At 67.6% G+C, this 22,099-nt stretch carries 21 protein-coding genes; 12 read left to right on the top strand and 9 right to left on the bottom strand.

What is annotated here, in order from left to right; translation table 11 throughout:
• Positions 1-7: 7 nt before the first annotated feature.
• The 4 genes from BMZ17_RS18055 to radC form a co-directional block, all read right to left on the bottom strand.
• Positions 8-448, bottom strand: coding sequence for a hypothetical protein (locus BMZ17_RS18055; RefSeq protein WP_093142530.1), 441 nt, complete (start codon positions 446-448; stop codon positions 8-10).
• Positions 445-1,248, bottom strand: a complete 804-nt coding sequence (locus BMZ17_RS18050; protein WP_093142526.1) for an SPOR domain-containing protein — start codon at positions 1,246-1,248, stop codon at positions 445-447. Before BMZ17_RS18050 ends, BMZ17_RS18055 begins: the two co-directional genes overlap by 4 nt.
• Positions 1,249-1,278: 30 nt before the next feature.
• Positions 1,279-2,970, bottom strand: a complete 1,692-nt coding sequence (argS, locus tag BMZ17_RS18045; RefSeq protein WP_093142521.1) for an arginine--tRNA ligase — start codon at positions 2,968-2,970, stop codon at positions 1,279-1,281.
• A gap of 103 nt (positions 2,971-3,073) precedes the next feature.
• On the bottom strand, positions 3,074-3,748 hold the full coding sequence (radC, locus tag BMZ17_RS18040) for a RadC family protein (RefSeq protein WP_093142517.1): 675 nt from the start codon (positions 3,746-3,748) through the stop codon (positions 3,074-3,076).
• Positions 3,749-3,875: 127 nt separating this feature from the next.
• Here radC and coaBC point away from each other — a divergent pair, with 127 nt between their 5' ends.
• The 3 genes from coaBC to BMZ17_RS21350 are packed head-to-tail and all read left to right on the top strand — an operon-like array spanning position 3,876 to position 7,932.
• Positions 3,876-5,099 carry a bifunctional phosphopantothenoylcysteine decarboxylase/phosphopantothenate--cysteine ligase CoaBC gene (coaBC, locus tag BMZ17_RS18035; RefSeq protein WP_093142512.1) on the top strand — a complete coding sequence of 408 codons (1,224 nt, stop codon included), beginning with the start codon at positions 3,876-3,878 and terminating at the stop codon, positions 5,097-5,099.
• Positions 5,096-5,554, top strand: a complete 459-nt coding sequence (gene dut, locus BMZ17_RS18030) for a dUTP diphosphatase (protein WP_093142508.1) — start codon at positions 5,096-5,098, stop codon at positions 5,552-5,554. The genes coaBC and dut overlap by 4 nt, the downstream gene beginning before the upstream one ends.
• Positions 5,555-5,571: 17 nt before the next feature.
• A complete protein-coding gene (locus BMZ17_RS21350; RefSeq protein ID WP_093142503.1) occupies positions 5,572-7,932 on the top strand; it encodes a phosphomannomutase/phosphoglucomutase in 2,361 nt (786 codons plus the stop codon).
• 46 nt (positions 7,933-7,978) lie between these two features.
• Here the strand turns inward: BMZ17_RS21350 and BMZ17_RS18020 are convergent, their stop codons facing one another.
• Together BMZ17_RS18020 and pyrE are read right to left on the bottom strand one after the other, a co-directional pair.
• A complete protein-coding gene (locus tag BMZ17_RS18020; RefSeq protein WP_093142499.1) occupies positions 7,979-8,632 on the bottom strand; it encodes a hypothetical protein in 654 nt (217 codons plus the stop codon).
• 20 nt (positions 8,633-8,652) lie between these two features.
• Positions 8,653-9,312 (bottom strand): orotate phosphoribosyltransferase, encoded by a 660-nt coding sequence (gene pyrE / locus BMZ17_RS18015; protein WP_093142494.1) that lies wholly within the window; start codon positions 9,310-9,312, stop codon positions 8,653-8,655.
• A gap of 106 nt (positions 9,313-9,418) precedes the next feature.
• Between pyrE and BMZ17_RS18010 the strand changes: the two genes are divergently transcribed.
• Genes BMZ17_RS18010 through BMZ17_RS18000 form a run of 3 tightly spaced genes read left to right on the top strand, consistent with a single transcriptional unit; the run spans position 9,419 to position 11,764 of the window.
• The gene (locus BMZ17_RS18010) at positions 9,419-10,219 is read left to right on the top strand and encodes an exodeoxyribonuclease III (protein WP_093142489.1); all 801 of its coding nucleotides are present in this window, start codon (positions 9,419-9,421) and stop codon (positions 10,217-10,219) included.
• A complete protein-coding gene (locus BMZ17_RS18005) occupies positions 10,216-11,559 on the top strand; it encodes an AmpG family muropeptide MFS transporter (protein ID WP_093142484.1) in 1,344 nt (447 codons plus the stop codon). The genes BMZ17_RS18010 and BMZ17_RS18005 overlap by 4 nt, the downstream gene beginning before the upstream one ends.
• Positions 11,537-11,764 carry a hypothetical protein gene (locus BMZ17_RS18000; RefSeq protein ID WP_093142479.1) on the top strand — a complete coding sequence of 76 codons (228 nt, stop codon included), beginning with the start codon at positions 11,537-11,539 and terminating at the stop codon, positions 11,762-11,764. The genes BMZ17_RS18005 and BMZ17_RS18000 overlap by 23 nt, the downstream gene beginning before the upstream one ends.
• A 49-nt stretch (positions 11,765-11,813) precedes the next feature.
• On the opposite strand, the gene BMZ17_RS17995 is transcribed toward BMZ17_RS18000, so the two are convergent.
• Positions 11,814-12,116: a ribbon-helix-helix domain-containing protein gene (locus BMZ17_RS17995; RefSeq protein ID WP_093142474.1), complete on the bottom strand. Its 303-nt coding sequence runs from the start codon at positions 12,114-12,116 to the stop codon at positions 11,814-11,816.
• Between the two features lie 261 nt (positions 12,117-12,377).
• Between BMZ17_RS17995 and BMZ17_RS17990 the strand changes: the two genes are divergently transcribed.
• From BMZ17_RS17990 to dld, 5 genes are all read left to right on the top strand, one after another.
• Positions 12,378-12,929 carry a hypothetical protein gene (locus BMZ17_RS17990; protein ID WP_093142470.1) on the top strand — a complete coding sequence of 184 codons (552 nt, stop codon included), beginning with the start codon at positions 12,378-12,380 and terminating at the stop codon, positions 12,927-12,929.
• 40 nt (positions 12,930-12,969) lie between these two features.
• Positions 12,970-14,556: a GMC family oxidoreductase gene (locus BMZ17_RS17985; protein ID WP_093142466.1), complete on the top strand. Its 1,587-nt coding sequence runs from the start codon at positions 12,970-12,972 to the stop codon at positions 14,554-14,556.
• 117 nt (positions 14,557-14,673) lie between these two features.
• The gene (locus BMZ17_RS17980) at positions 14,674-15,465 is read left to right on the top strand and encodes an acetoin reductase (protein ID WP_093142461.1); all 792 of its coding nucleotides are present in this window, start codon (positions 14,674-14,676) and stop codon (positions 15,463-15,465) included.
• Between the two features lie 76 nt (positions 15,466-15,541).
• Positions 15,542-16,075, top strand: coding sequence for a lactoylglutathione lyase (gene gloA / locus BMZ17_RS17975; protein ID WP_093143886.1), 534 nt, complete (start codon positions 15,542-15,544; stop codon positions 16,073-16,075).
• A 31-nt stretch (positions 16,076-16,106) separates the two neighbouring features.
• Positions 16,107-17,825, top strand: a complete 1,719-nt coding sequence (gene dld, locus BMZ17_RS17970; protein WP_093142456.1) for a D-lactate dehydrogenase — start codon at positions 16,107-16,109, stop codon at positions 17,823-17,825.
• Between the two features lie 24 nt (positions 17,826-17,849).
• Here the strand turns inward: dld and BMZ17_RS17965 are convergent, their stop codons facing one another.
• Positions 17,850-18,968 (bottom strand): anhydro-N-acetylmuramic acid kinase, encoded by a 1,119-nt coding sequence (locus tag BMZ17_RS17965; protein WP_256371066.1) that lies wholly within the window; start codon positions 18,966-18,968, stop codon positions 17,850-17,852.
• A gap of 32 nt (positions 18,969-19,000) precedes the next feature.
• Positions 19,001-20,452, bottom strand: coding sequence for a peptidoglycan DD-metalloendopeptidase family protein (locus tag BMZ17_RS17960; RefSeq protein WP_093142451.1), 1,452 nt, complete (start codon positions 20,450-20,452; stop codon positions 19,001-19,003).
• Between the two features lie 182 nt (positions 20,453-20,634).
• On the opposite strand from BMZ17_RS17960, the gene tyrS reads away from it, so the two are divergent.
• The gene (gene tyrS / locus BMZ17_RS17955; protein WP_093142446.1) at positions 20,635-21,843 is read left to right on the top strand and encodes a tyrosine--tRNA ligase; all 1,209 of its coding nucleotides are present in this window, start codon (positions 20,635-20,637) and stop codon (positions 21,841-21,843) included.
• Positions 21,844-22,099: the final 256 nt, after the last annotated feature.

Below are 22,099 nucleotides of genomic sequence, written 5' to 3'. Positions count from 1 at the left end.
GGACTCCTTACGGGGGAAGCGGGAAAAGCGGTCGGCGTCGTGACAGCGACGCACCGGCGAGCGCGCCAATGGCGGCCGCCAGCAGCTGCAGGCCGAAGCCCAGCGCATTGCTGGCCAGCACCGAGGACAGGATCAAGGATAGGTCGCGCCGCGGCATGGCCCCGTGTGCGATCTGTGTCAGGACCAGCAGCGATACCACTTGCAGCAACAGCACCAGCGCCACGCCGATCGGCAGAAAACGGCGGCCGCCGATCCAGCCGCCCGCGCACAGGCTGATCGCCACCAGCACGCAGGCCACCGGCGAGACGAAGCTGTTGTCGTGCAGGGTGAGGAGCTGCCACGGCGCCGGCAGCAGCCTGGTGCTGATGAACTGCAGGGCGAAGTTCAGGACGAACGCCACGGCCGACGCCAGGATCAGGCGCTGCCGCAGGGTCGCCGGACGGATCACCGGGCCTTGATCGCCATGGCGGGCAGGCCGCCGCCGGTGAGCTTCTGCTTGGCCTCGGCCAGCTCGCTGGCGGTGCCATACGGACCCATGCGCACGCGGTAGACCGTCTTGCCGGCCGAGTCGCCGGATTCGACCCGGGCGCTCAGGCCCAGCATCGCGATCTTGGCCTTGACCGCCTCGGCATCGCCGGAGGCGCTGAAGCTGCCGGCCTGCAGGATGTAGGCGACATCGCCGGCGGCGCTGGCCACCGCGTTGGAGGCCGCGGCCGCGGCCACGCTGGTCTGGGTCGGCGTGGCCGATGGCATCTTGGTCATCTCGTCCAGCGGCGTGGGCTGCTGGGCGTCGGCGATCGGCTGCGGCTGCGCGGTGGCCGGTGCCTTGGCGGCCTCGTCCTTGGCCTGTTGCGCGGCCAGTTTGGCCTTGCGGTCGGCCTCGGCCTTGGCGCTGGCGGCCAGCTCGGCATCGGACATCTGCACTTCGCGGCCCGGCAGCAGCGTGTAGAAGTCGTACTGGGTCGGCTTCTCCGGCGGCTTCTTCGGCGCATCGGCCGGACGCGGCACGTCGCCGCCTTCGCTGGCGACCGGTGCGTTGGCGCCGTCGTCCTCGTTGCTGGCCGCGGCCGGGCGCGCCTCGGGGTTGGGCTTGGGCCGCAGGAAGTTGTCGCCGTCCTTCTTCATCAGGTCCGGCACGATGAAGAACGCCGCCGCGCCAAGCACCAGTCCTGCGATCAGCCACACCCAACCGGGCGTGCCGTTGCTGGTGTTGCGCTTGGCCTGTGATTTCCCGCGTCGTGCCGGCATCTGTCTACTGATCTCTTTGAAGTCGTCGTGTTACATGCGCTCGGGCGCGGAAACGCCCAGCAGGTCCAGGCCGTTGGCCAGGCCCTGGCGCACCGCGCAGGCCAGCGCCAGGCGCGCGTTGCGCGCATCGGCGTCGTCCACCAGGATCGGCGCGCCGTCGTACCAAGCCTGGAAAGCATAGGCCAGTTCTCGCAGGTATTGCGCGATGGCATGCGGCTCCAGCGCGATGCCGGCGGCCTCGACCACTTCCGGGTAGCGCGACAGCTCCACCATCAACGTCAGCGAGGCGTCATCCACCAGCGTCGGCAGCGCGGCGATGCCGGCGGCCTGGTCGTAGGCGGCAAAGCCCTTCTCTTCCACGCGACGCAGCAGGCTGCACACGCGCGCATGGGCGTACTGCACGTAGAAGACCGGGTTGTCCTTGCTCTGCTCGCGGGCCAGGTCGATGTCGAAGGTCAGCTGCGAATCGGGCTTGCGCGCAATCAGGAACCAGCGGGTGGCATCGGCGCCGGCTTCCTCGATCAGGTCGCGCAGGGTCAGGTAGCTGCCGGCGCGCTTGGAGAGCTTCACTTCCTCGCCGCCGCGCATCACCGTGACCATCTGGTGCAGCACGTACTCGGGCCAGCCCTTGGGGATGCCGACATCCAGCGCCTGCAGGCCGGCGCGCACGCGTGCCAGCGAGCCGTGGTGGTCGGCGCCCAGCTCGGTGATCGCGCGCTCGTAGCCGCGCTGCCACTTGGACAGGTGGTAGGCCACGTCCGGCACGAAGTAGGTATAGGTGCCGTCGGACTTGCGCATCACGCGGTCCTTGTCGTCACCGTAGTCGGTCGACTTGAGCCACAGTGCGCCGCCTTCCTCGTAGGTGTGGCCGGAGGCGACCAGCGTGCCGACGGTCTCCTCGACCTTGCCGTCGTTGTACAGCGAGCTTTCAAGGAAATAGACGTCGAAACCTACGCCGAAGGCGGCCAGGTCGGCGTTCTGCTCGCGGCGCAGGTAGGCCACCGAGAAACGGCGGATTGCTTCGAGGTCTTCGATGTCCTTGGCGCCGGTGACGGTGTGGCCTTCGATCTCCACGCTGTCGCCGCGCAGGTAGGCGTCGGCCACGTCCTGGATGTAGTCGCCGTTGTAGGCGGTCTCCGGCCACTGCGCATCGCCGGGCTTGAAGCCGTGCAGGCGCGCGAAGGTGGACTTGGCCAGGTTCTCGATCTGCACGCCGGCGTCGTTGTAATAGAACTCGCGCTTGGTGGCCCAGCCGTTGGCGGCCAGCACGCGGCCCAGGCAGTCACCAATCACCGCCGCGCGGCCGTGGCCGACGTGCAGCGGGCCGGTCGGGTTGGCCGAGACGTATTCCACGCCCACGGTCTTGCCGGCGCCGGAGGTGTTGCGGCCGTAGTCGGCGCCCTGGGTCAGCGCGGCAACGGCTTCGCGCTGGTAGGCGGCGTTGGCCAGGTGGAAGTTGATAAAGCCGGGTCCGGCGATCTCGACCTTGGCGATATCGGCGCTGGCCGGCAGCGCGTCGACCAGCGCCTGGGCCAGGGCGCGCGGATTGCTGCGCGCCGGCTTGGCCAGCAGCATCGCGGCGTTGGTGGCGAAATCGCCGTGTTCGCGCGTCTTGGGACGCTCGACGGTGAAATCCGGGATGGCGGTCTCGGCGGGCAGGGTGCCGGCCTGACGCAGGGCGTCGATGCCCTGGCTGATGAGGGCGCGGAGTTCGGATTTCACGTGGGAGGTCACTGCGGCGATCGGGTGACCGCACATTTTAGCGCAGACCGTGGGCCGCGCCGGGCTTGGGCTGAACGTGCGTTTTCGGATCGATGCCGCTGGATCAGACCCAGCCGCACGCGGCCAGTGACACCGGCGGCCCGTCGCCGATCACAAAATGGTCGAGCAGGCGCACGTCCACCAGCTCCAGCGCCTGCTTGAGGCGCACGGTGACGGCGCGGTCGGCGGCGGACGGCTCCGGGTTGCCTGAAGGATGGTTATGTGCCACCAGGACCGCGGCCGCGTTATGGGCCAAGGCGCGGCGGACCACTTCGCGCGGGTGGACTTCCGAGGCATCCACGCTGCCGGCGAAGAGCTCCTCGTAGGCCAGCGCCCGATGCCGGGTGTCCAGGAACAGCGCGGCGAACACCTCACGCGGCTGGCTGCGCAGCTTCAGCGCGAAATAGCGGCCGGCCGCGTGCGGATCGGTCATCGCCTCGCCGCGTTCCAGGCCGGCGGCGAGGTGGCGCTGGCCCAGTTCCAGTGCTGCAGCGAGCTGGCAGGCCCGCGCCGGGCCCAGCCCGGGCAGCTGCGCCATCGCCTTGGGGCTCCGATCGAGCAGGCCGCGCAGCGGGCCGTGGCCGTGCAGGAGTTCGCGCGCGGTCTGGACCGCATCGCGCCCGGGCAGACCCGAGCCGAGGAAGATCGCCAGCAGTTCGGCATCGGACAGCGCGCCGGCGCCGCGGGCCAGCAGCTTCTCGTGGGGACGTTCGTCGGCGGGCCAGTCACGGATGTGCATCTGCCTTCCTTGGCGGGGCGGGCCGCGTCCTTGCGGCGTCATGCCCACTCTGCGTGAGCGTCATGCCCGCCCGCTATCAGGCGATCCCGGCCCGTCGGGTAAGCTGTCGCCCTGTTTTGGTTCGGAAATGTCTGACGTGGCCCAGGCCCTGGAAGGACAACGCATCCTGTTGTGCGTTGGGGGTGGCATCGCCGCCTACAAATCGTTGGAACTGGTGCGCCGTCTGCGCGACGCCGGGGCGCAGGTGCAGGTCGCGATGACCGCCGGCGCCCAGCAGTTCGTCACCCCGCTCAGCTTCCAGGCGCTGTCGGGTCAGCCGACCCGCACCACGCTTTGGGACAGCGCCGCCGAAGCCTCGATGGGCCATATCGAGCTGGCGCGCTGGGCTGACCGGGTCGTGATTGCCCCGGCCACCGCCGACCTGCTGGCCCACTTGGCGCACGGCCTGGCCGACGACCTGGTGACCACGCTGGCGCTGGCCACCACCGCGCCGATCACCGTGTGCCCGGCGATGAACCACATCATGTGGAAGCACGCCGCGACCCAGGCCAACCTGGCCACGCTGCGCGCCCGCGGCGTGCAGGTGATCGGCCCGGAAGACGGCCCGCTGGCCGAGGGCGAGTCCGGCCCCGGGCGCCTGTCCGAACCGGATGCCATCGTCGCGGCCCTGGCCGCCGAGGCGCAGGCCGCGATCCCATTGGATGGCCCGCTCGCCGGCCTGCACGTGGTGGTCAGCGCTGGCCCGACCTATGAGGACCTGGACCCGGTTCGGTACCTGGGCAACCGCAGCAGCGGCAAGATGGGCTTTGCCGTGGCCCAGGCCGCCGCCCGCCGCGGCGCCACCGTCACCCTGGTCGCCGGACCGGTGAACCTGAAGACCCCGCCGGGCGTCACCCGTGTGGACGTGCGTTCGGCCGCGCAGATGCGCGCGGCCGTGTTCGGCGCGTTCCCGGCCGATATCTACATCGGTGCGGCCGCGGTGGCCGACTACACCCCGCGCGTGCCGGCGCCCAACAAGATCAAGAAATCCAGTGAATCGCTGGCGCTGGACCTAGTGCGCACGCCGGACATCCTGGCCGAGGTGGCCGTGTCCGAGCAGCCGCTCAAGCTGGTGGTCGGCTTCGCTGCCGAGACCGAGAACGTGGCCGAGTACGCGCGCGGCAAGCTCATCGCCAAGCGCCTGGACATGATCATCGCCAACCGCGTCGGCATTCCCGGCGGCGGCTTCGAAAGCGACAGCAACGCGATGACCGCGTTCTGGAAAGACGGGCAGCGCGAGTTTCCCTCCGCGCCCAAGACCGAACTGGCCGACGCGCTGGTCCAACTGATCGGGGAGCGTCTGAGCGCATGAGCCTGCCACTGGAAGTGAAGCTGCTGGACCCGCGCTTTGGCGACAGCTGGCCGCTGCCGGCTTATGCCACCGAGTCCTCCGCCGGGCTGGACCTGCGCGCGGCGCTGGAAACTCCGCTGACTTTGGGCGCGGGCGAGTCGGCGCTGGTGCCCAGCGGCATATCGATCCACGTCGCCGATCCCAACCTGTGCGCGGTGGTGTTGCCGCGCTCGGGCCTGGGCCATCGTCACGGCATCGTGCTCGGCAACGGCACCGGCCTGATCGACGCCGACTACCAGGGGCCGCTGCTGATCAGCCTGTGGAATCGCAGCAGCGAGGCCTTCGTGATCCAGCCCGGTGACCGGGTCGCGCAACTGGTGGTGTTGCCCATCGCACGCGTTCAGTTGAAGATCGTGGATACTTTTATAGAAAGCGCGCGTGGCGAGGGGGGCTTTGGCCACACGGGCGTCCGCTGACAGGGGCAAGACCACGCATGGCCGGATTGAAACTGGGGAAAGGCAAGCAGGATTCGGCACAGAAGATCCTGTTGCTGTCGGCCTTGTTGGTGGTGATCGCCGCATGGTTCGCCTGGGGTGGCTGGGTCCAGCACAGCCAGGACGCGCGGCGTGATGCGCTGATCGAGGCCCGCGACGCTGCCGTCGCCGGCCTGCAACAGAACATCCAGGGCCAGATCGCCAAGCTCAACAAGCGCGTGGCCGAGCCGGCGATGCAGGCCGCTGTCACCGCCGACGACACCGCGGCCGTCGGCGCAGCGGTCAAGGCCGGCTGGCCTGAAGTGGAAAACGTCGACCTGCTCTCGGTCGACCTCTCCGATCCTTACGCCAACGCGGCGACCTTCGGCTACAGCAAGCTGGCCCTGCTCGAAGCGGCCATGCAGGCCAAGGGCGCGGTCGTGCGCGCGGTCCGCGATGGCAAGGTGTCCGGGCTGGGCATGGCGGTGCCGGTGCAGTCGCGGCTGCTGTTCGTGCGCCTGCCGGTAAGCCTGCTGACCGGTCCGATGGACCAGGCGCAGGTGTCCGGCACCTACCTGGGCCTGCGCCAGGGTGGCTACACCCTGCGTGAGGTCGGCGAGACCTCGCTGTCCAGCGTGGCCGATGCGCTGTCGCGCCCGGTCGGCGAGACCGGCTTGCGCGTGGTTGCGGGCGTTCCCGACAACACCGAGGGCCCGCTGGGCCTGGGCTTCCTGCCGTGCCTGATCGTGGCCGTGCTGCTGGTGGTGCTGGCGGTGCTGGTCGGCCTGCTGTCGATCGGTCGTCTGAAGATGCCGACCCTGCCGCGCAAGGGCGGCGGAGACGTGGTCGATGACGGCCTGACGCTGGGCCAGACCCTGCGCGCCACGCCTGCCACTGCGTCTGCCGCCGTCGCTGCGCCGTCGCCTGTGACCGGTGAAGACGCCGACGAACCCGCGCCGGTGCGCAACGCCGAGGCTGCCGTGGTCGCGCGCGCGGCCCGCAGTACGACGGTCGATCCGGGCATCTTCCGCGCCTATGACATCCGCGGCGTGGTCGGCAAAACCCTGAGCGTGCCGGTGGCCGAACTGATCGGCCAGGCGATCGGCTCGGTGATGGCCGAGCAGGGCCTGACCGAAGTGGTCGTGGCCCGCGACGGCCGCCTGTCCGGCCCGGAGATGTCTGCCGGCCTGATCGAAGGCCTGCGCAAGGCCGGCCGCGATGTGATCGATATCGGCATGGTGCCCACGCCGGTGGCGTATTTCGCCGCCTTCCACCTGCGCACCGGCACCTGCGTGGCGGTGACCGGCAGCCACAACCCGCCGGACTACAACGGCTTCAAGATCGTGGTCGGCGGCGAGACGCTCTCCGGCGCCACCATCACCGACCTCTACACGCGCATCAGCGAGTCGCGCCTGCACAGCGCCGAGCGCGGCAACCTGCAGACCCGCGAGATCGCCGAGGACTACATCCAGAAGATCGCCGACGACGTGCAGCTGGCGCGGCCGCTCAAGGTCGTGGTCGATGCCGGCAACGGCGTGGCGGGCGAACTCGGGCCCCAGTTGCTGGAAGCCATCGGCGCCGAAGTGGTGCCGCTGTATTGCGACATCGACGGCACCTTCCCCAACCACCATCCCGATCCCAGCGAACCGGACAACCTCCTGGACCTGGCCTCGACGGTCAAGCGTTTCGATGCGGATCTGGGCGTGGCCTTCGACGGCGATGGCGACCGCCTGGGCGTGGTGACCAAGGAAGGCAAGGTCATCTTCGCCGACCGCCTGCTGATGCTGTTCGCTGCCGACGTGCTGGAGCGCAACCCCGGCGCGATGGTGATCTACGACGTCAAGTGCACCGGCAAGCTGCAGGGCTGGACCCTGCGCAACGGCGGCACGCCGCTGATGTGGCAGACCGGGCATTCGCTGATCAAGGGCAAGATGCGCGAGACCGGCGCCGAGCTGGCCGGCGAGATGAGCGGGCATTTCTTCTTCATGGAGCGCTGGTACGGCTTCGACGACGGCCTCTACGCCGCCGCGCGCCTGCTGGAGATCCTGGCGCTGCGCGATGAAACGCCCAGCGAGATCCTCGATGCGCTGCCCAACGGCGTGTCCACGCCGGAGATCAAGGTCCCGGTGCCCGACGGCCTGGCGCACGCGATCGTGCAGGAGTTCGTCGAGGTGGCTCGGTTCGAGGGCGCGCGCCTGTCGACCATCGATGGCCTGCGCGCGGACTGGGACGACGGTTGGGGCCTGCTGCGCGCGTCCAACACCACGCCGGTGCTGGTGCTGCGCTTCGAGGCGGACAACAGCGCCGCGCTGGATCGCGTGCGCGATGACTTCCGCACCCAGCTCCAGGCTGTGGCGCCGGATCTGAAGCTGACGTTCTAAGCGAGGATATGGCCGGCGCGCAGCACGCGCGCTGGCCGGCGCAGGATCAGCCGTTGGGCGATTGCGCGGCGGTCTTCATGGCGCGATAGCGCTGCAGGGTGTCTTCCACTTCACCGCTCAACTGCGCGCGCTGCTGCTGGAAGCCGGTCAACAGGCCTTGCTGGCGGACCAGCTCGACATGGCGCTGGCGGATCTCGTCGGCGAGTTTGGCATCGATCGGGCGACCGGCCAGTTCGGCATTGCCGGCCTGTTGCAGCTTGGTCACCAGCGCATCGCGCATGCTGCTCAGGTTGTACTGGGCGGTCTCGACGCTGTTGTCCACCAGTGCGGTGCGCTCGGTGAACACGCGCTTGAGATCGTCCTCGCTGTTGTAGGACAGCAGCATGGCCTGCTCGGTGCGCTTGCGGGTGTCGGCAGCGGCCTGATCGGCCTGGGCCTGCGCCGCGGCGGCCGCGGCATCGGCGCGTTCTTCGGCGGTCTGGGCGGCATGGACCGCGCCCACGCGGGCACCGCTGTTGACGCTGAATTCGTCGCGTGCGGCGTTGACCTGGTCCGGGGGCAGGGCGTCACTGCAGGTGCGCCCGCTCTTGGGGTCATTCCAGCAATAGAGCTTTTTGGCTTTCGGCGCGTCCTGCGCCGTCGCGGTCAGGGCCACGGCGGCGAGCGGGACGAGCAGCCATTTGAAGGTCGATGCGGCCATGGACAGCCCCCTGCTGCCGGTTAGGTCGCCGCGCAGCCGTAGCGGGCCCGATAGGCCAGCAATTGCTCGCGGTGGCCGACAAGTTCGGCGTTTTCCCCGGCGAATGCAAGCAGGTCATGCAGGGTCGCCACGGCGGTGACCGGCACGCCGGTCTCCTCGGACACGCGCTGGGCGGCCGACTGGCGCTGCGCGCCTTCGCCCAGGATTTCCTGGCGATCCAGCGCCACCACGATCCCGGCCGGGCGGCCGCCAGCGGTGGCGATCATGCCCAGCGCCTCGCGGATGGCGGTGCCGGCGGTGATCACGTCATCGACGATCAGCACCCGGCGGTCGTCCAGCGGCGCGCCGATCAGGGTCCCGCCTTCGCCGTGGTCCTTGGCCTCCTTGCGGTTGAAGGCCAGCGGCAGGTCGCGGCCGCGGCGGGCGAACTCCACGCCCAGCGCCGTGGCCAGCGGGATGCCCTTGTAGGCCGGGCCGAACAGCAGGTCGAATTCCACGCCCGAGGCTTCGATCGCATCGGCGTAGCAGACCGCCAGCTCGGCCATCGCCTTGCCACTGTCGAAGCGCCCGGCGTTGAAGAAATACGGACTCAGGCGGCCGGACTTGAGGGTGAATTCACCAAAGCGCAGTGCATTGGCGTGCAGGGCCAGCTGCAGGAAACGTGCGCGGTAGTCGGACATGGCAAGGGCTTGTGGGCGGGTGGGGGTACGGAAAGGGTAGCAGGCGGCGCAAGTGGGCCCGGGCGGTATGCTGGGCGCTTGTCCGCTCCAAGACCTGTCGATCTCCATGCGCATCATCAGCTTCAACGCCAACGGCCTGCGTTCGGCCGCCTCCAAGGGTTTCTTTCCGTGGTTCATCGCCCAGGACGCCGACGTGCTGTGCGTGCAGGAGACCAAGGCCCAGGAGCACCAACTTGCCGGGCCCGAATTCCTGCCCGCCGGCTACAAGGCCTACTTCCGCGATGCCAGCACCAAGAAGGGCTACAGCGGCGTGGCGATCTACGCCAGGCGCGAACCCGACGAAGTGCGCACCGCGCTGGGCCGGCCGGAGTTCGATGAGGAGGGCCGTTACATCGAGGCGCGCTTCGGCAACTTGAGCGTGGTGTCGTTCTATATCCCCTCCGGCTCGTCGGGCGAGCTCCGCCAGGGCTACAAGTTCGACACGATGGCCTGGCTCAAGCCGATCCTGGACCAGTGGCTGGCCAGCGGCCGCGAATACGTGCTGTGCGGCGACTGGAACATCGTGCGCTCGTCGCTGGACATCAAGAACTGGAAATCCAACCAGAAGAACTCCGGCTGCCTGCCGCCCGAGCGCGACTGGCTCAACGGCCTATGCGCCGATGTGGCCGAGGACGCCGATCCGGCCAACGGCCGCGGCTGGGTCGATGCCTACCGCGCACTGCATCCCAGCGGTGAGGACTACACCTGGTGGAGCAACCGCGGCGCGGCGCGCGCCAACAACGTGGGTTGGCGGATCGACTACCAGCTGGTGACGCCGGGCCTGCGCGCGCGGCTGCAGGCGTGCTCGATCTATCGCGAACAGCGCTTCTCCGACCACGCGCCGTTCGTCGTGGATTACGCCGGATGAGCGAGGCGCCGGCGGAGCGGAAGAAGGTCTCGTACAAAGGCTGGCGCGGCATCCGCGCCGCGTTCGCCACGCCTTCGGCGCTGACGATGGCGCTGCTGGGCTTCGGCAGCGGCCTGCCGTTCCTGCTGATCGCCTCGCAGACCCTGTCCACGCGCCTGCGCGATGTCGGCCTGCAGCTGGGCGAGATCGGCCTGATCAGCCTGGCGAGCTTCTTCTACCTGCTCAAGTTCGTCTGGGCGCCGTTGATCGACCGTTACGCGCTGCCGGGCCTGGCCTGGCTGGGTCGGCGGCGCTCGTGGTTGCTGGCCGCGCAGGTGCTGGTGGCGGTGAGCCTGTTCGCGCTGGGCAGCATGCGCCCGGAGCTGGGCGTGGCCGGGCTGGTGACCTGGGTGCTGATCGGCTCCTTCGCCGGGGCCACGCAGGATTCGGTAGTGGATGCGTATCGCATCGAGATCGCGCCGGAGAGCGCCCAGGCCGCGCTGGCCGCGACCTACATCCTGGGTTATCGCATCGCCCTGATCGTCGCCGGCGCCGGCGCGCTGTACCTGGCCCAGTTCGAAACCTGGACGATCTCCTACTTCTGCATGGCGGCGCTGATGCTGGTGCCGATCGTGACCACGCTGCTCAGTCGCGAACCGGCCCGGCCTGAGGCCACGGTGGTGCGCCGGATCGACTTCTTCGGCGCGTTCTGGCAGCCGATCGTGAGCTTCTTCACCACCAACGGCTGGAAGCTGGCGCTGGGACTGCTGTTGTTCGTGGGGCTGTTCAAGTTCCCCGACCAGGTGATCGGGGTGATGGCCGGGCCGTTCTACCTCGATTCGGGCTTCACCAAGGCCGACATCGCCACCGTGTCCAAGCTGTTCGGTATCTGGATGAGCATCCTGGGCGCGTTCGGCGGCGGCGTGGCGATTGCCGCGTTCGGCTTCCGCCGCATGCTGCTGGTGGCGGCGCTGGCGGTGGCGCTGTCCAACCTGGCGTTCCTGCTGATGGCGAACAATCCCGGCCAGCTGTGGGCGTTCTACGCGGCGTTGAGCGCGGACAACTTCTCGCAGGGTTTTGCCGGCACCGTGCTGGTGGCGTTCATGTCGTCGCTGACCGATCGCAATTTCACCGCGACCCAGTACGGGCTGCTGGTGTCGCTGGCCAACCTGCCGGGCAAGTTCGTCGGCGGCGTGTCGGGCTATATCGTGGAAGCCACGTCGTATTCGGCATTCTTCACCCTGAGCGCGCTGACCGTGATCCCGACCCTGGGCTTGCTTGCCTGGCTGTGGCGTCGTATCAAGGAACCCGCCTCCCGGACCGGCTCCCCCGACGCCCATGACCGACCTGCTCATCCGTGACCTCGATCCGATCCTGACCGACCGCATCCAGCGCGTGTCGGTCGCCCGCGGCTGGAGCGTGGACGAGACCATCTCGCGCTTGATCGAACACGGCCTGTTCGCGATGGAGGCCGAGGTGCGCGGCGGATTCAGCGACCCGGAAGTCACGGCGCTGTCCGATGCCATCGCTGCGTTGCGCGCAGTGCCGCAGGGCGCGAAGTTCTAACACCGGCAGATCCCCTTCGCGCCGCTGCGCGATGGGGACGCAAGACCGTTCAGGCGCGGGCGCGCACCGGCTCGGGCGTCTTGGCCAGTTCGGCCTGGCCATGCAGGTAGACCGCACAGGCCACCCGTAGCATCGAGGCGAGATTGGGCACGTCGCCCTTGTCGGCGGTGACTTCGTCGTAGAGCTTGCTGATGAAGCGCGCGGTGGTCATGGCCTGGTCCGCGGCGAGCAGATCGAGGATGCCCCAGAACTCGTTTTCCAACCGCACGCTGGTGACATAGCCCTGCAGGCGGACCGAACGGGTGGTGCTTTCATAGCGCGACGGTTCCGTCGACGCATAGACGTGACACATCGAAAACTCCTGGCTTGATCTGACGCTGTGCTCGCGATGCCGCAACGCAGCAGGCTGCGCCGCCGTGGCCGAACCTTAGCACCGGGCCGTGAGGTCGGCGTATGCGACCTAAGTCGCTGTAGTACGTCACTGTTACCCGTTACTGCGGTGCGGGGCATAGCTTGGCCGGCATCGCGGAACGTCGCTGCTTCCGCCCTGTCATGACGCGGCCACAGCGATCGCACGGCCGCGATGGAACATCACCTCGGGAGGGGTTGCCAGATGTCCGTCATTCAACTCACGCGTCGCCGTTTCCTGCGCAATACCGGCGGCATGCTGGCCGGCACGTTGCTGTTCGCCGCAGGGCCCATCGCGCTGCTGTCGCCCACCAAGAGCTGGGCGCTGCCGATGCAGGCCTTCGACGACATCCAGGGCAAGACGCTGCTGGTGTTCAGTCGCCATCTGTATCCGCACAAGGGCCTGGAAGACGCGGTCTATGCGCTGGTGGTCAAGGACCTGGATGCCGCCGCGGCCAAAGACCCGGCAGTGAAAAAATTGCTCGTCGACGGCGTGGCCGAACTGACCAAGGCCGGCTGGCTGACCCAGTCGCCCGAAGCGCAGCTGGAAACGGTCAAGGCGCTGGCCGGCAAGCCGTTCTTCGAGAAGGTGCGCGCCACCGCGGTGGTGTCGCTCTACAGCAATGACATGGCCTATGCGTACTTCGGCTACGGCGGCGGACAGGGCGATGCCGGCTACATCTTCAATGGCTTCAACGATCTGACCTGGTTGCCGGATCCACCGGCCAGTGCCAGCGGACCGGTCCCCACGGTCTGAACTTCACGCGCACCCAGACATAGATCCAGGAGCACTCGCGATGGGCGATTACGACAACAAGAAGACCTTTGCCGCCACCGATGACAGCGTGGTGGTGATCATCGGCTCCGGTGCCGGCGGCGGCACCCTGGCCAACGAGCTGGCCCAGAAGGGCGTGGACGTGGTGCTGCTGGAGGCCGGTGGCCTGCACGAGCCGGGCGATTTCATCGCCGACGAATGGCCCTCGTTCCAGCAGTTGGCGTGGACCGACATGCGCACCGTCACCGGCGACTGGCGCGTGGCGCGCGACTTCCCGAACCTGCCGGCGTGGATCTGCAAGACCGTCGGCGGCACCTCGGTGCATTGGGCCGGCGCGAGCCTGCGTTTCGAGGAACATGAGTTCCGCGCGCGCAGCACCTATGGCGAACTCAAGGACGCGCAGCTGCTCGACTGGCCGGTGACGCTGGACGAGATGGCGCCGTTCTACACCCGCGCCGAGCAGAAGATGGGCATCACCCGCACCGAGGGCCTGCCGGGCCTGCCGGGCAACAACAACTTCAAGGCGATGTACGCCGGCGCGACCAAGGCCGGCTACACCCAGTGCAGCACCGGCCGCATGGCGATCAATCCGGTGGTGCGCGACGGCCGCACGCACTGCATGCAGCGCGGCTTCTGTTTCCAGGGCTGCCGCTACAGCGCCAAGTGGTCGACGCTGTACACCGAGATCCCGCGCGGCATCGCCACCGGGCACCTGGAGCTGCGCAGCGGCGCACATGTCTCGCGCATCGAGCACGATGCCAAGGGCAAGGTCAGCGCCGTGGTGTATTTCGACAAGGACGGCAAGGAGCAGCGGCAGAAGGCGCGCATCGTCGCGGTCGCCGGCAACTCCATCGAGACCCCGCGCCTGCTGTTGAACTCGGCGTCCAGCACCTTTGATACGGGCCTGGGCAACAGCTCCGACCAGGTCGGCCGCAACTACATGCGCCACACCACCGGCAGCGTGTGGGGCGTGTTCGCCGAGCCGGTGCACATGTTCCGCGGCACCACGATGGCCGGCATCGTGCGCGACGAAGCGCGCCACGATCCCTCGCGCGGTTTCGTCGGCGGTTACGAGCTGGAGACCATCTCGCTCGGGCCGGCGTTCATGGCCGCGTTCTTCGATCCGGGCGGCTGGGGCGCTGAGTTCACCGAGGCCATGGACAGCTACGCGCACATGGCTGGCATGTGGATCGTCGGCGAGGACATGCCGCGCGCCACCAACCGCGTGACCATCAATAACGACCTCAAGGACCAGCTGGGCATCCCGGTCGCCAACGTGCATTACGACGACCATCCCAACGATGCGGCGATGCGCGAGCACGCATTCAAGACCGGCGAGAAGATCTATACCGCCGCGGGTGCCACGCGCACCTATCGCACGCCGCCGTATCCGTCCACGCACAACTTGGGCACCTGCCGCATGAGTGCCAAGCCGAAAGACGGCGTGGTCAACGCGCACGGCCAGAGCCACGACATCAAGAACCTGTTCGTCTCCGATGGCAGCCAGTTCACCACCTCGGCGCAGGAAAACCCGACGCTGACCATCGTCACCCTGGCTATCCGCCAGGCCGAATACATCGCCGCGCAGATGCAGGCGCGCACCGTGTAACCGCCACCGGTGGCCTGCGCCCGGTGCGCAGGCCATGGCAGCCCGATGTTGCAAGCCGTGTCCTGCCTGGCGGGAAGCGGACGCTTTTCCCCCGTAGCTGAGCAAGGAATTGTTCCAATGAGTGCAGCAACCTCCAATCGCGTGGCCCTGGTGACCGGTGCCGGTCGTGGCATCGGCAAGGCCATCGCGCTGCGCCTGGCCGCTGATGGCCTGGACGTGGCCATCAACGACATCCCGGCCAACCAGGCCATTGCCGAACAGACCGCCGAAGAAGTCCGCGCCAAGGGCGTGCGCAGCACCGTCGCGCTGGCCGATGTTTCGAAGGAAAGTGAGGTGGCCGCGATGGTCGACGCCGTGGCCAAGGACCTGGGCAAGCTGGACGTGATGATCGCCAACGCCGGCATCGCCAACGTCACCTCGTTGCTGGAAGTCGACGTGGACACCTGGGACCGCATCATGTCGGTCAATCTGCGCGGCGCCTTCCTCTGCTACACGGCCGCCGCACGGCAGATGATCAAGCAGGGCGGTGGCGGCAAGATCATCGGCGCGGCCTCGATCGTGGCCTATCGCCCGTTCGCGCTACTGGGTCCGTACTCGGCGTCCAAGTGGGGCGTGCGTGGCCTGACCCAGGCCGCGGCCATGGAATGGGCCAAGCACAAGATCACCGTCAACGCGTATTGCCCCGGCATCGTCGGCACCGACATGTGGGAGCTGATCGACGAGAAGCTGGCCAAGGAAGAAGGCATCCCGCAGGGCCAGGCGATCAAGAAGTATTCCGAAGCCATCGCCCTGGGCCGTGTGTCGGTGCCGGAAGATGTCGCACAATTCGTGTCCTACCTGGCCTCGCCGGATTCGGATTACATGACCGGCCAGTCGGTGATGATCGACGGCGGCATCCAGTTCTCCTGATCGCCTCGCGCCACGTCCTCCCCACGCGGGCGCTGCGTGATCGCAGCGCCCTTCCATGCACATCCTCGAGGCCTCCATGACCTTTACCTCCGAACAGCAGCCTGGCGTCAAGCCGCCCACCGCCGACACCGACGGCTTCGTCTTCAACCATTCGATGCTGCGGGTGAAGGACCCGGCCGTGTCGCTGGCCTTCTACACGCATGTGTTCGGCATGAGCCTGCTGCGCAAGCTCGATTTCCCGGAGATGCAGTTCTCGCTGTTCTTCCTGGCCAAGCTCGATGCGCGCGATGAAGTGCCCGAAGAGATCGGCGCGCGCACCAGCTGGACTTTCGCCCAGCGCGGCATCCTGGAGTTCACTCACAACTGGGGCACCGAAACCCAGGCCGATTTTGCGTACCACAACGGCAACGCGCAGCCGCAGGGCTTCGGCCACATCTGTTTCGCCGTGCCGGACCTGGTCAAGGCGGTGGCGTGGTTCGACAGCAATGGCGTCGAGTACGTGAAGCGCCCGGAGCAGGGCAAGATGAAAAACGTCGCCTTCGTGAAGGATCCGGACGGCTACTGGATCGAGATCGTGCAGCCGGACCTCAACGCCAACCTGGGGCGATAATCCTGCGCGACACCGCTGCCCGGTTCTGCCGATGAATGTCCTGCGCCACGCGCCTGTCGTGCCGTTCGATTCCGCCATGCTGCTGGAGACGCTGCGCGGCGTGGTCGGCCGGCGCCATCTGCTGACCGGCGATGCGCCGACGCGACGCTTCCGCAGCGGCTTTCGCTTCGGCGGCGGTCCGGTGCTGGCGGTGGTGCGGCCGGGCTCGCTGGTCGAACAGTGGCGCGTGCTGGCCGCCTGCGTGGCGGCCAACGTCATCGTGATCATGCAGGCCGCCAACACCGGCCTGACCGGCGGCTCGACGCCCGATGGCGCCGATTACGACCGGCCGGTGGTACTCATCAACACGCTGCGCATGCGCCACGTGCAGCTGCTCGACGAAGGCCGCCAGGTGCTGTGCCTGCCCGGCGCGACGCTCGACCAGCTGGAGCAATTGCTGGCCCCGCTGGGGCGCGAGCCGCATTCGGTGATCGGCTCGTCCTGCCTGGGCGCCTCGGTGCTGGGCGGCATCTGCAACAACTCCGGCGGCTCGCTGATCCATCGCGGGCCGGCGTATACCGAGATGGCGCTGTTCGCGCGCATCAACGCCGATGGCGCGCTGGAGCTGGTCAACCATCTCGGCATTGCCCTGGGCGACGATCCGGAAGTGGCGCTGGCCAAACTCGATCGCGGCGATTACCGCGCCAGCGATGTCAGTATCGGTGGCTGCGCCTCGGATCACGACTACGCCACCCACGTGCGCGATGTCGATGCCGATACGCCCGCGCGCTTCAACGCCGATACGCGCCGCCTGCACGAGGCCGCCGGTTCGGCCGGGCATCTGGCGGTGTTCGCCGTGCGCCTGGATACCTTCCCCAAGCACGACAAGACCGCGGTGTTCTACATCGGCAGCAACGATCCCGATGAACTGACCCGGATCCGTCGCGACGTTCTTTCCGGGTTCCAGTCGTTGCCCGTGGCCGGCGAATACCTGCATCGCGATGCCTTCGATATCGGCGACCGTTACGGCAAGGACACCTTCCTCACCATCCAGAAACTGGGCACGCGGCGCCTGCCGGCGTTCTTCGCGGCCAAGTCGCGCGTCGATGCGTTCCTGGAACGGCTGGGTATTTTCCCGAAGCATTTCAGCGACCGCGCGCTGCAGTGGCTGTCCGAGCGCTTCCCCGATCACCTGCCTGCGCGCATGCGCGACTATCGCCAGCGCTACGAGCACCACCTGCTGCTGAAGATGTCAGGCGCGGGGATCGACGAGGCGGCGGCGTACCTGAAAACCTTCTTCGCGCAAGCCGATGGCGACTATTTCGGCTGCACGCCGGATGAGGGCGCCAAGGCCTTCCTGCTGCGCTTCGCCGTCGCCGGCGCCGCGGTGCGCTATCGCGCCGTGCATCCGCGCGAAGTCGAAGACATCGTCGCGTTGGATATTGCGCTGCGCCGCAACGACCGCGAGTGGTTCGAACGCCTGCCGGCGGAGCTGAATGCACCAGTGCTGCACAAGCTCTATTACGGGCATTTCTTCTGCCACGTGATGCACCAGGACTACATCGTCAAGCCGGGCACCGATTGCCACGCGCTGGAGGAGGCGATGCTGGAGGTGCTGGATACGCGCGGCGCGCGCTATCCGGCCGAGCACAATGTCGGCCACCTCTATCACGCACCGGACGCGCAGGTGGACTTCTTCCGCCAGCTCGATCCGCACAACGCTTTCAATCCCGGCGTCGGCAAGACCTCGAAGCTGCGCGACTGGGCCTGATCGCCCGGCGCGCACGCCGACCGATCAGGCCGGATACAGCGCGCCCAGTACGCGCAGGCCCTTGGCGCCGCTGACGCTGGGCAGGTTGCCGGGACGGCCGGCGAGGGTTTCACGGGCAAGCCAGGCAAAGCCCATCGCTTCCACATAGTCCGGATGCATGCCGTGGGCCTCGGTCGATTCGACCGTCATCCCGCTCAGGTGCACCGCCAAGCGCTCCATCAGCAGCGGGTTGTGCACGCCACCGCCGCAGACCATGACCCGCTTGGTGTCGGGCTGGGTCGCGCGCAACGCATCGGCCACGGTGACCGCGCTCAGCTCCAGCAATGTGGCCTGCACGTCGGCCGGCTTGGCCTTGGACTTGCCGAGCTTGGCTTCGACCCAGGCCAGGTGGAACTGCTCGCGCCCGGTGCTCTTGGGCGGCGCCAGGGCGAACCACGGCTCGTCCAGCAGCTTGTCCAGCAGCTTGGTGTCGATCTTGCCGCTGGCCGCGAACGCACCACCCGCATCGAAGGCCATGCCGGTATGCCGCTCGCACCAGGCGTCCAGCAGCGCATTGGCGGGGCCGGTATCGAAGCCGCGCACCGCGCCGGACGCAGGCAGCAGGGTCAGGTTGCCGATGCCGCCCAGGTTGAGCACGGCGCGATCCTCGGCCGGGCTGTGGACCATCGCGGCATGGAAGGCCGGCATCAGCGGCGCGCCGTGACCGCCGGCAGCGACATCGCGGCGACGGAAGTCGGCCACGGTCGGGATGCCCGTGCGCTCGGCGATCACGTTGCCGTCGCCCATCTGCCAGGTGAAAGGAAAGGTGCCATCGGGCCGGTGGCGCACGGTCTGGCCGTGCGAGCCGATCGCCCGCACCTGCGCGCGGTCCAGCCCAGACTGGGTGATCAGCCGGCCAGCGGCGTGGGCGAAGGCCTGGGCGACCTGGACGTCCAGTTCGCCCAGCTCGTCCAGCGAGGTCGCTTCGCCGCCCTGGCCCAGCTCGATCAGGCGGGTGCGCAGATCGTCATCCCAGCGATAGGTGCGGCCCATCAGCAGCTGCGGCTCGGGATCGAAGCGCACCAGCGCCACGTCGATGCCATCGGCGCTGGTGCCGGAGATCATCCCCAGGTACAGGTCGCCCAGCGCCGGCTTGCGCGCCAGCGGTCCGCCGGCACGCGGCGCGGCCGGGGGCGTCACTGCTTGCTGCGCCCGGACGAAGCTTCCAGGGCTTCGGCCAGGGTCTTGGTGCTGGCCGGGGCCGGCGCCGCATCGGCGTAGATCGCACTTTCCACCGTGCGGATGCGCGCCAGCGCGCTGGAGGTCTGGGTCTTGAACTGCGCCAGCACCGGTCCGCCCAGCGGCTCGGGCGGCGGCAGGGTGACCTGCAGCGGGTTGCGGTGCACGCCGTTGACACGGAATTCGTAATGCAGGTGCGGGCCGGTGGCCATGCCGGTCGAGCCGACGTAGCCGATCAGCGTGCCCTGGGCGATGCGGTCGCCGCGATGGATCTTGGCGAAGCGCGACATATGCCCGTACAGCGTGGTGCGGCCCTGGCCGTGGTCCAGGATCACCACGTTGCCGTAGCCGTTCTGCTGGCCGACGAACTGCACGCGCGCATCGCCGGCGGCCATGATCGGCGTGCCGGTCGCGGCGGCGTAGTCCACGCCCTTGTGCATGCGCATCTTGCCCAGGATCGGGTGGTTGCGCGCACCGAAACGCGAGCTCAGCCGCGCGTACGGGATCGGCATGCGGATGAAGCTCTTCTTCAGCGGCTTGCCGCTGGCGGTGAAATATTCCGGCTGCCCGCCCGGCCGGGCGAAGCGGAAGCCCGAGTGCAGCTTGCCGTCCACGGTGAAGGTCGCGGCCTGCACCGGGCCGGTGGCCACCAGCTGGCCTTCGCGCCAGGTCTGCTCGACCACCACGCTGAAGCGGTCGTTCGGCTCCAGGTCCGAGTTGAAGTCGATGTCGTATTTGAAGATGTCGTCGGTCAGCGCATTGATGTTGGCCGCGGTCAGGCCGGCCTTGCGCGCGGCGCGGTTGAGCGAATTGCCGACCTTGCCGCTCAGCACCGCGGTGCGCACGCTGACGTCGCGCTTGATGATCTTTTCTTCGACCGAATCGTCGGTGACGTTGAGCTGGATCCGCGTCGCCATGTCGCGGTCATAGCGCAGGGCGCGCAGCGATCCGCCTTCAGGCAGGTCGAAGGCGATCTCATCGCCCGGATGCAGGCGACGCAGCGCCGCCGCGGCATCCTTGTTATCGAGGATGCGGTGCAGGGTGTTGGCCGGCACGCCCATGTCTTCGAAGATCGCGCTCAGGGTCTGGCCCGGGCGCACGCTCACCGACTGCCAGTTGTCGCCGGGACGGGCGACCAGCTTGTGGGCTTCCATGTCCGGCAGCGCCAGCGGCACGGTGGCCAGCGGCTTGATCTCCGGCTTCATCGCGGTGGAGAAGCCCGGCACGATCGTGGCCACCATGATGCCGATGGTGGTGAACAGCGAGGCGTGGATCCATTGCCGGCGCGTCCAGCTGCCCTTGGGCAGGTGCCGGGTGACGTGCTGATGGAGTGCTGACTCTCGAAGGACGTCCAGTCGTTCGCGGAACCGTTGCTTGTTGCGGCGGCTGCCATCCCCGTGTGTCTGCATCGATGTCTTCACCCTGGGGCCCAAGTGGAAGGCCCAATCGGGCTACCATAGTCAGGCAATAAGTACAGGTCAAACCTTTGAGCCGATTGGTTTTTTCATGCGGCGGGCCGTTAACCTGGCTTTAACTGAGTGTTCAACTTTGTCATCACGGCACCGCCGTGTTCATTTTTTCGGGAAGTCACGTGTCACAGGCAGAAGCACTGCAACTGATCGGCCGCGGTGCCGACGAAATCCTCAAGATCGAAGAACTGGAAGAGCGCCTGCAGCTCGGCCGCCCGCTGCGGATCAAGGCCGGCTTCGACCCGACCGCACCGGACCTGCATATCGGCCACACCGTGCTGCTCAACAAGATGCGGCAGTTCCAGGACCTGGGGCACCAGGTGATCTTCCTGATCGGCGACTTCACCGGAATGATCGGCGACCCGACCGGCAAGAACGTCACCCGCAAGCCGCTGACCCGCGAGGACGTGCTGGTCAATGCCAAGACCTATGAAGACCAGGTCTTCAAGGTGCTGGACCGCGACAAGACCGAGGTCCGCTTCAATAGTGAGTGGTTCGGCAAGATGAGCGCGGCCGACATGATCCGTCTGGCCGGCCAGCACACCGTGGCCCGCATGCTCGAGCGCGACGACTTCGCCAAGCGCTACGCCGCCCAGCAGTCCATCGCCATCCACGAGTTCCTGTATCCCTTGGTGCAGGGCTACGACTCGGTCGCCCTGGAAGCCGATGTCGAACTGGGCGGCACCGACCAGAAGTTCAATCTGTTGATGGGCCGCGGCCTGCAGGAGCACTTCGGCCAGAAGCCGCAAGTAGTGCTGACCATGCCGCTGTTGGAAGGCCTGGACGGCGTCAACAAGATGTCCAAGTCGCTGGGCAATTACATCGGCATCAGCGAGCCGGCCATCGACATCGTCACCAAGACCATGAAGGTGGACGACACCTTGATGTGGCGCTGGATCGATCTGCTCAGCTTCGAGATCGGCGTGGAAGAGGCCAAGACGCTGCGCGCCGAGGTCGAGTCCGGCGCTTTGAATCCGCGCGACGTCAAGTTGCGTCTGGCGCGCGAGCTGGCCGCGCGCTTCCATGATGCCGCGCAGGCCGATCAGGCCGTTGCCGGCTGGAATGCCGTCGTGCGTGGCGAAGGCGATACCTCGCTGTTGCCGCTGCAGGATGTCGTCGTCCCGGCCGAAGGCCTGCGGATCGGCGCATTGCTGACCGCTGCCGGCGTGACGCCCAGTAATTCCGAAGCCAGTCGCAAGCTCAAGGAGCGTGCGGTCAAGGTCGATGGCGTGGTGGTGGAAGATCCGCAGCTGCAGTTCCAGCCCGGCTTCGAAGGCGTATTGCAGGTCGGCAAGCGCAATTTCGCCCGCGTCCGGCTGCTAGTGGGCTGAAGTTCCGAAGCGCAAAGCCCGCCACAGCGGGCTTTGCGCTTTCTGGCGACATCGAATCTCAAAAAATTTGTCACGACCCCTTCACAAACGTGTGGGTCATGCCCATAATTCGCGCCCCGCTTCGGTGGTGTCGGCAAGTCCGACGCGACAGTTGAAGTGGTTTGAAAAGACTTCTTCGGAAGTACTTGACGAATCACGGGAAGTCCGCATAATTCGCGGCCCGCTTCGACGGCTCCGGCACTGCTGGTGAGGTTGA

Origin of the sequence: Pseudoxanthomonas sp. GM95 (assembly GCF_900109775.1) — a bacterium.
Lineage (GTDB): Bacteria > Pseudomonadota > Gammaproteobacteria > Xanthomonadales > Xanthomonadaceae > Pseudoxanthomonas_A.
This window is presented reverse-complemented; position numbering and strand designations above follow the sequence as displayed.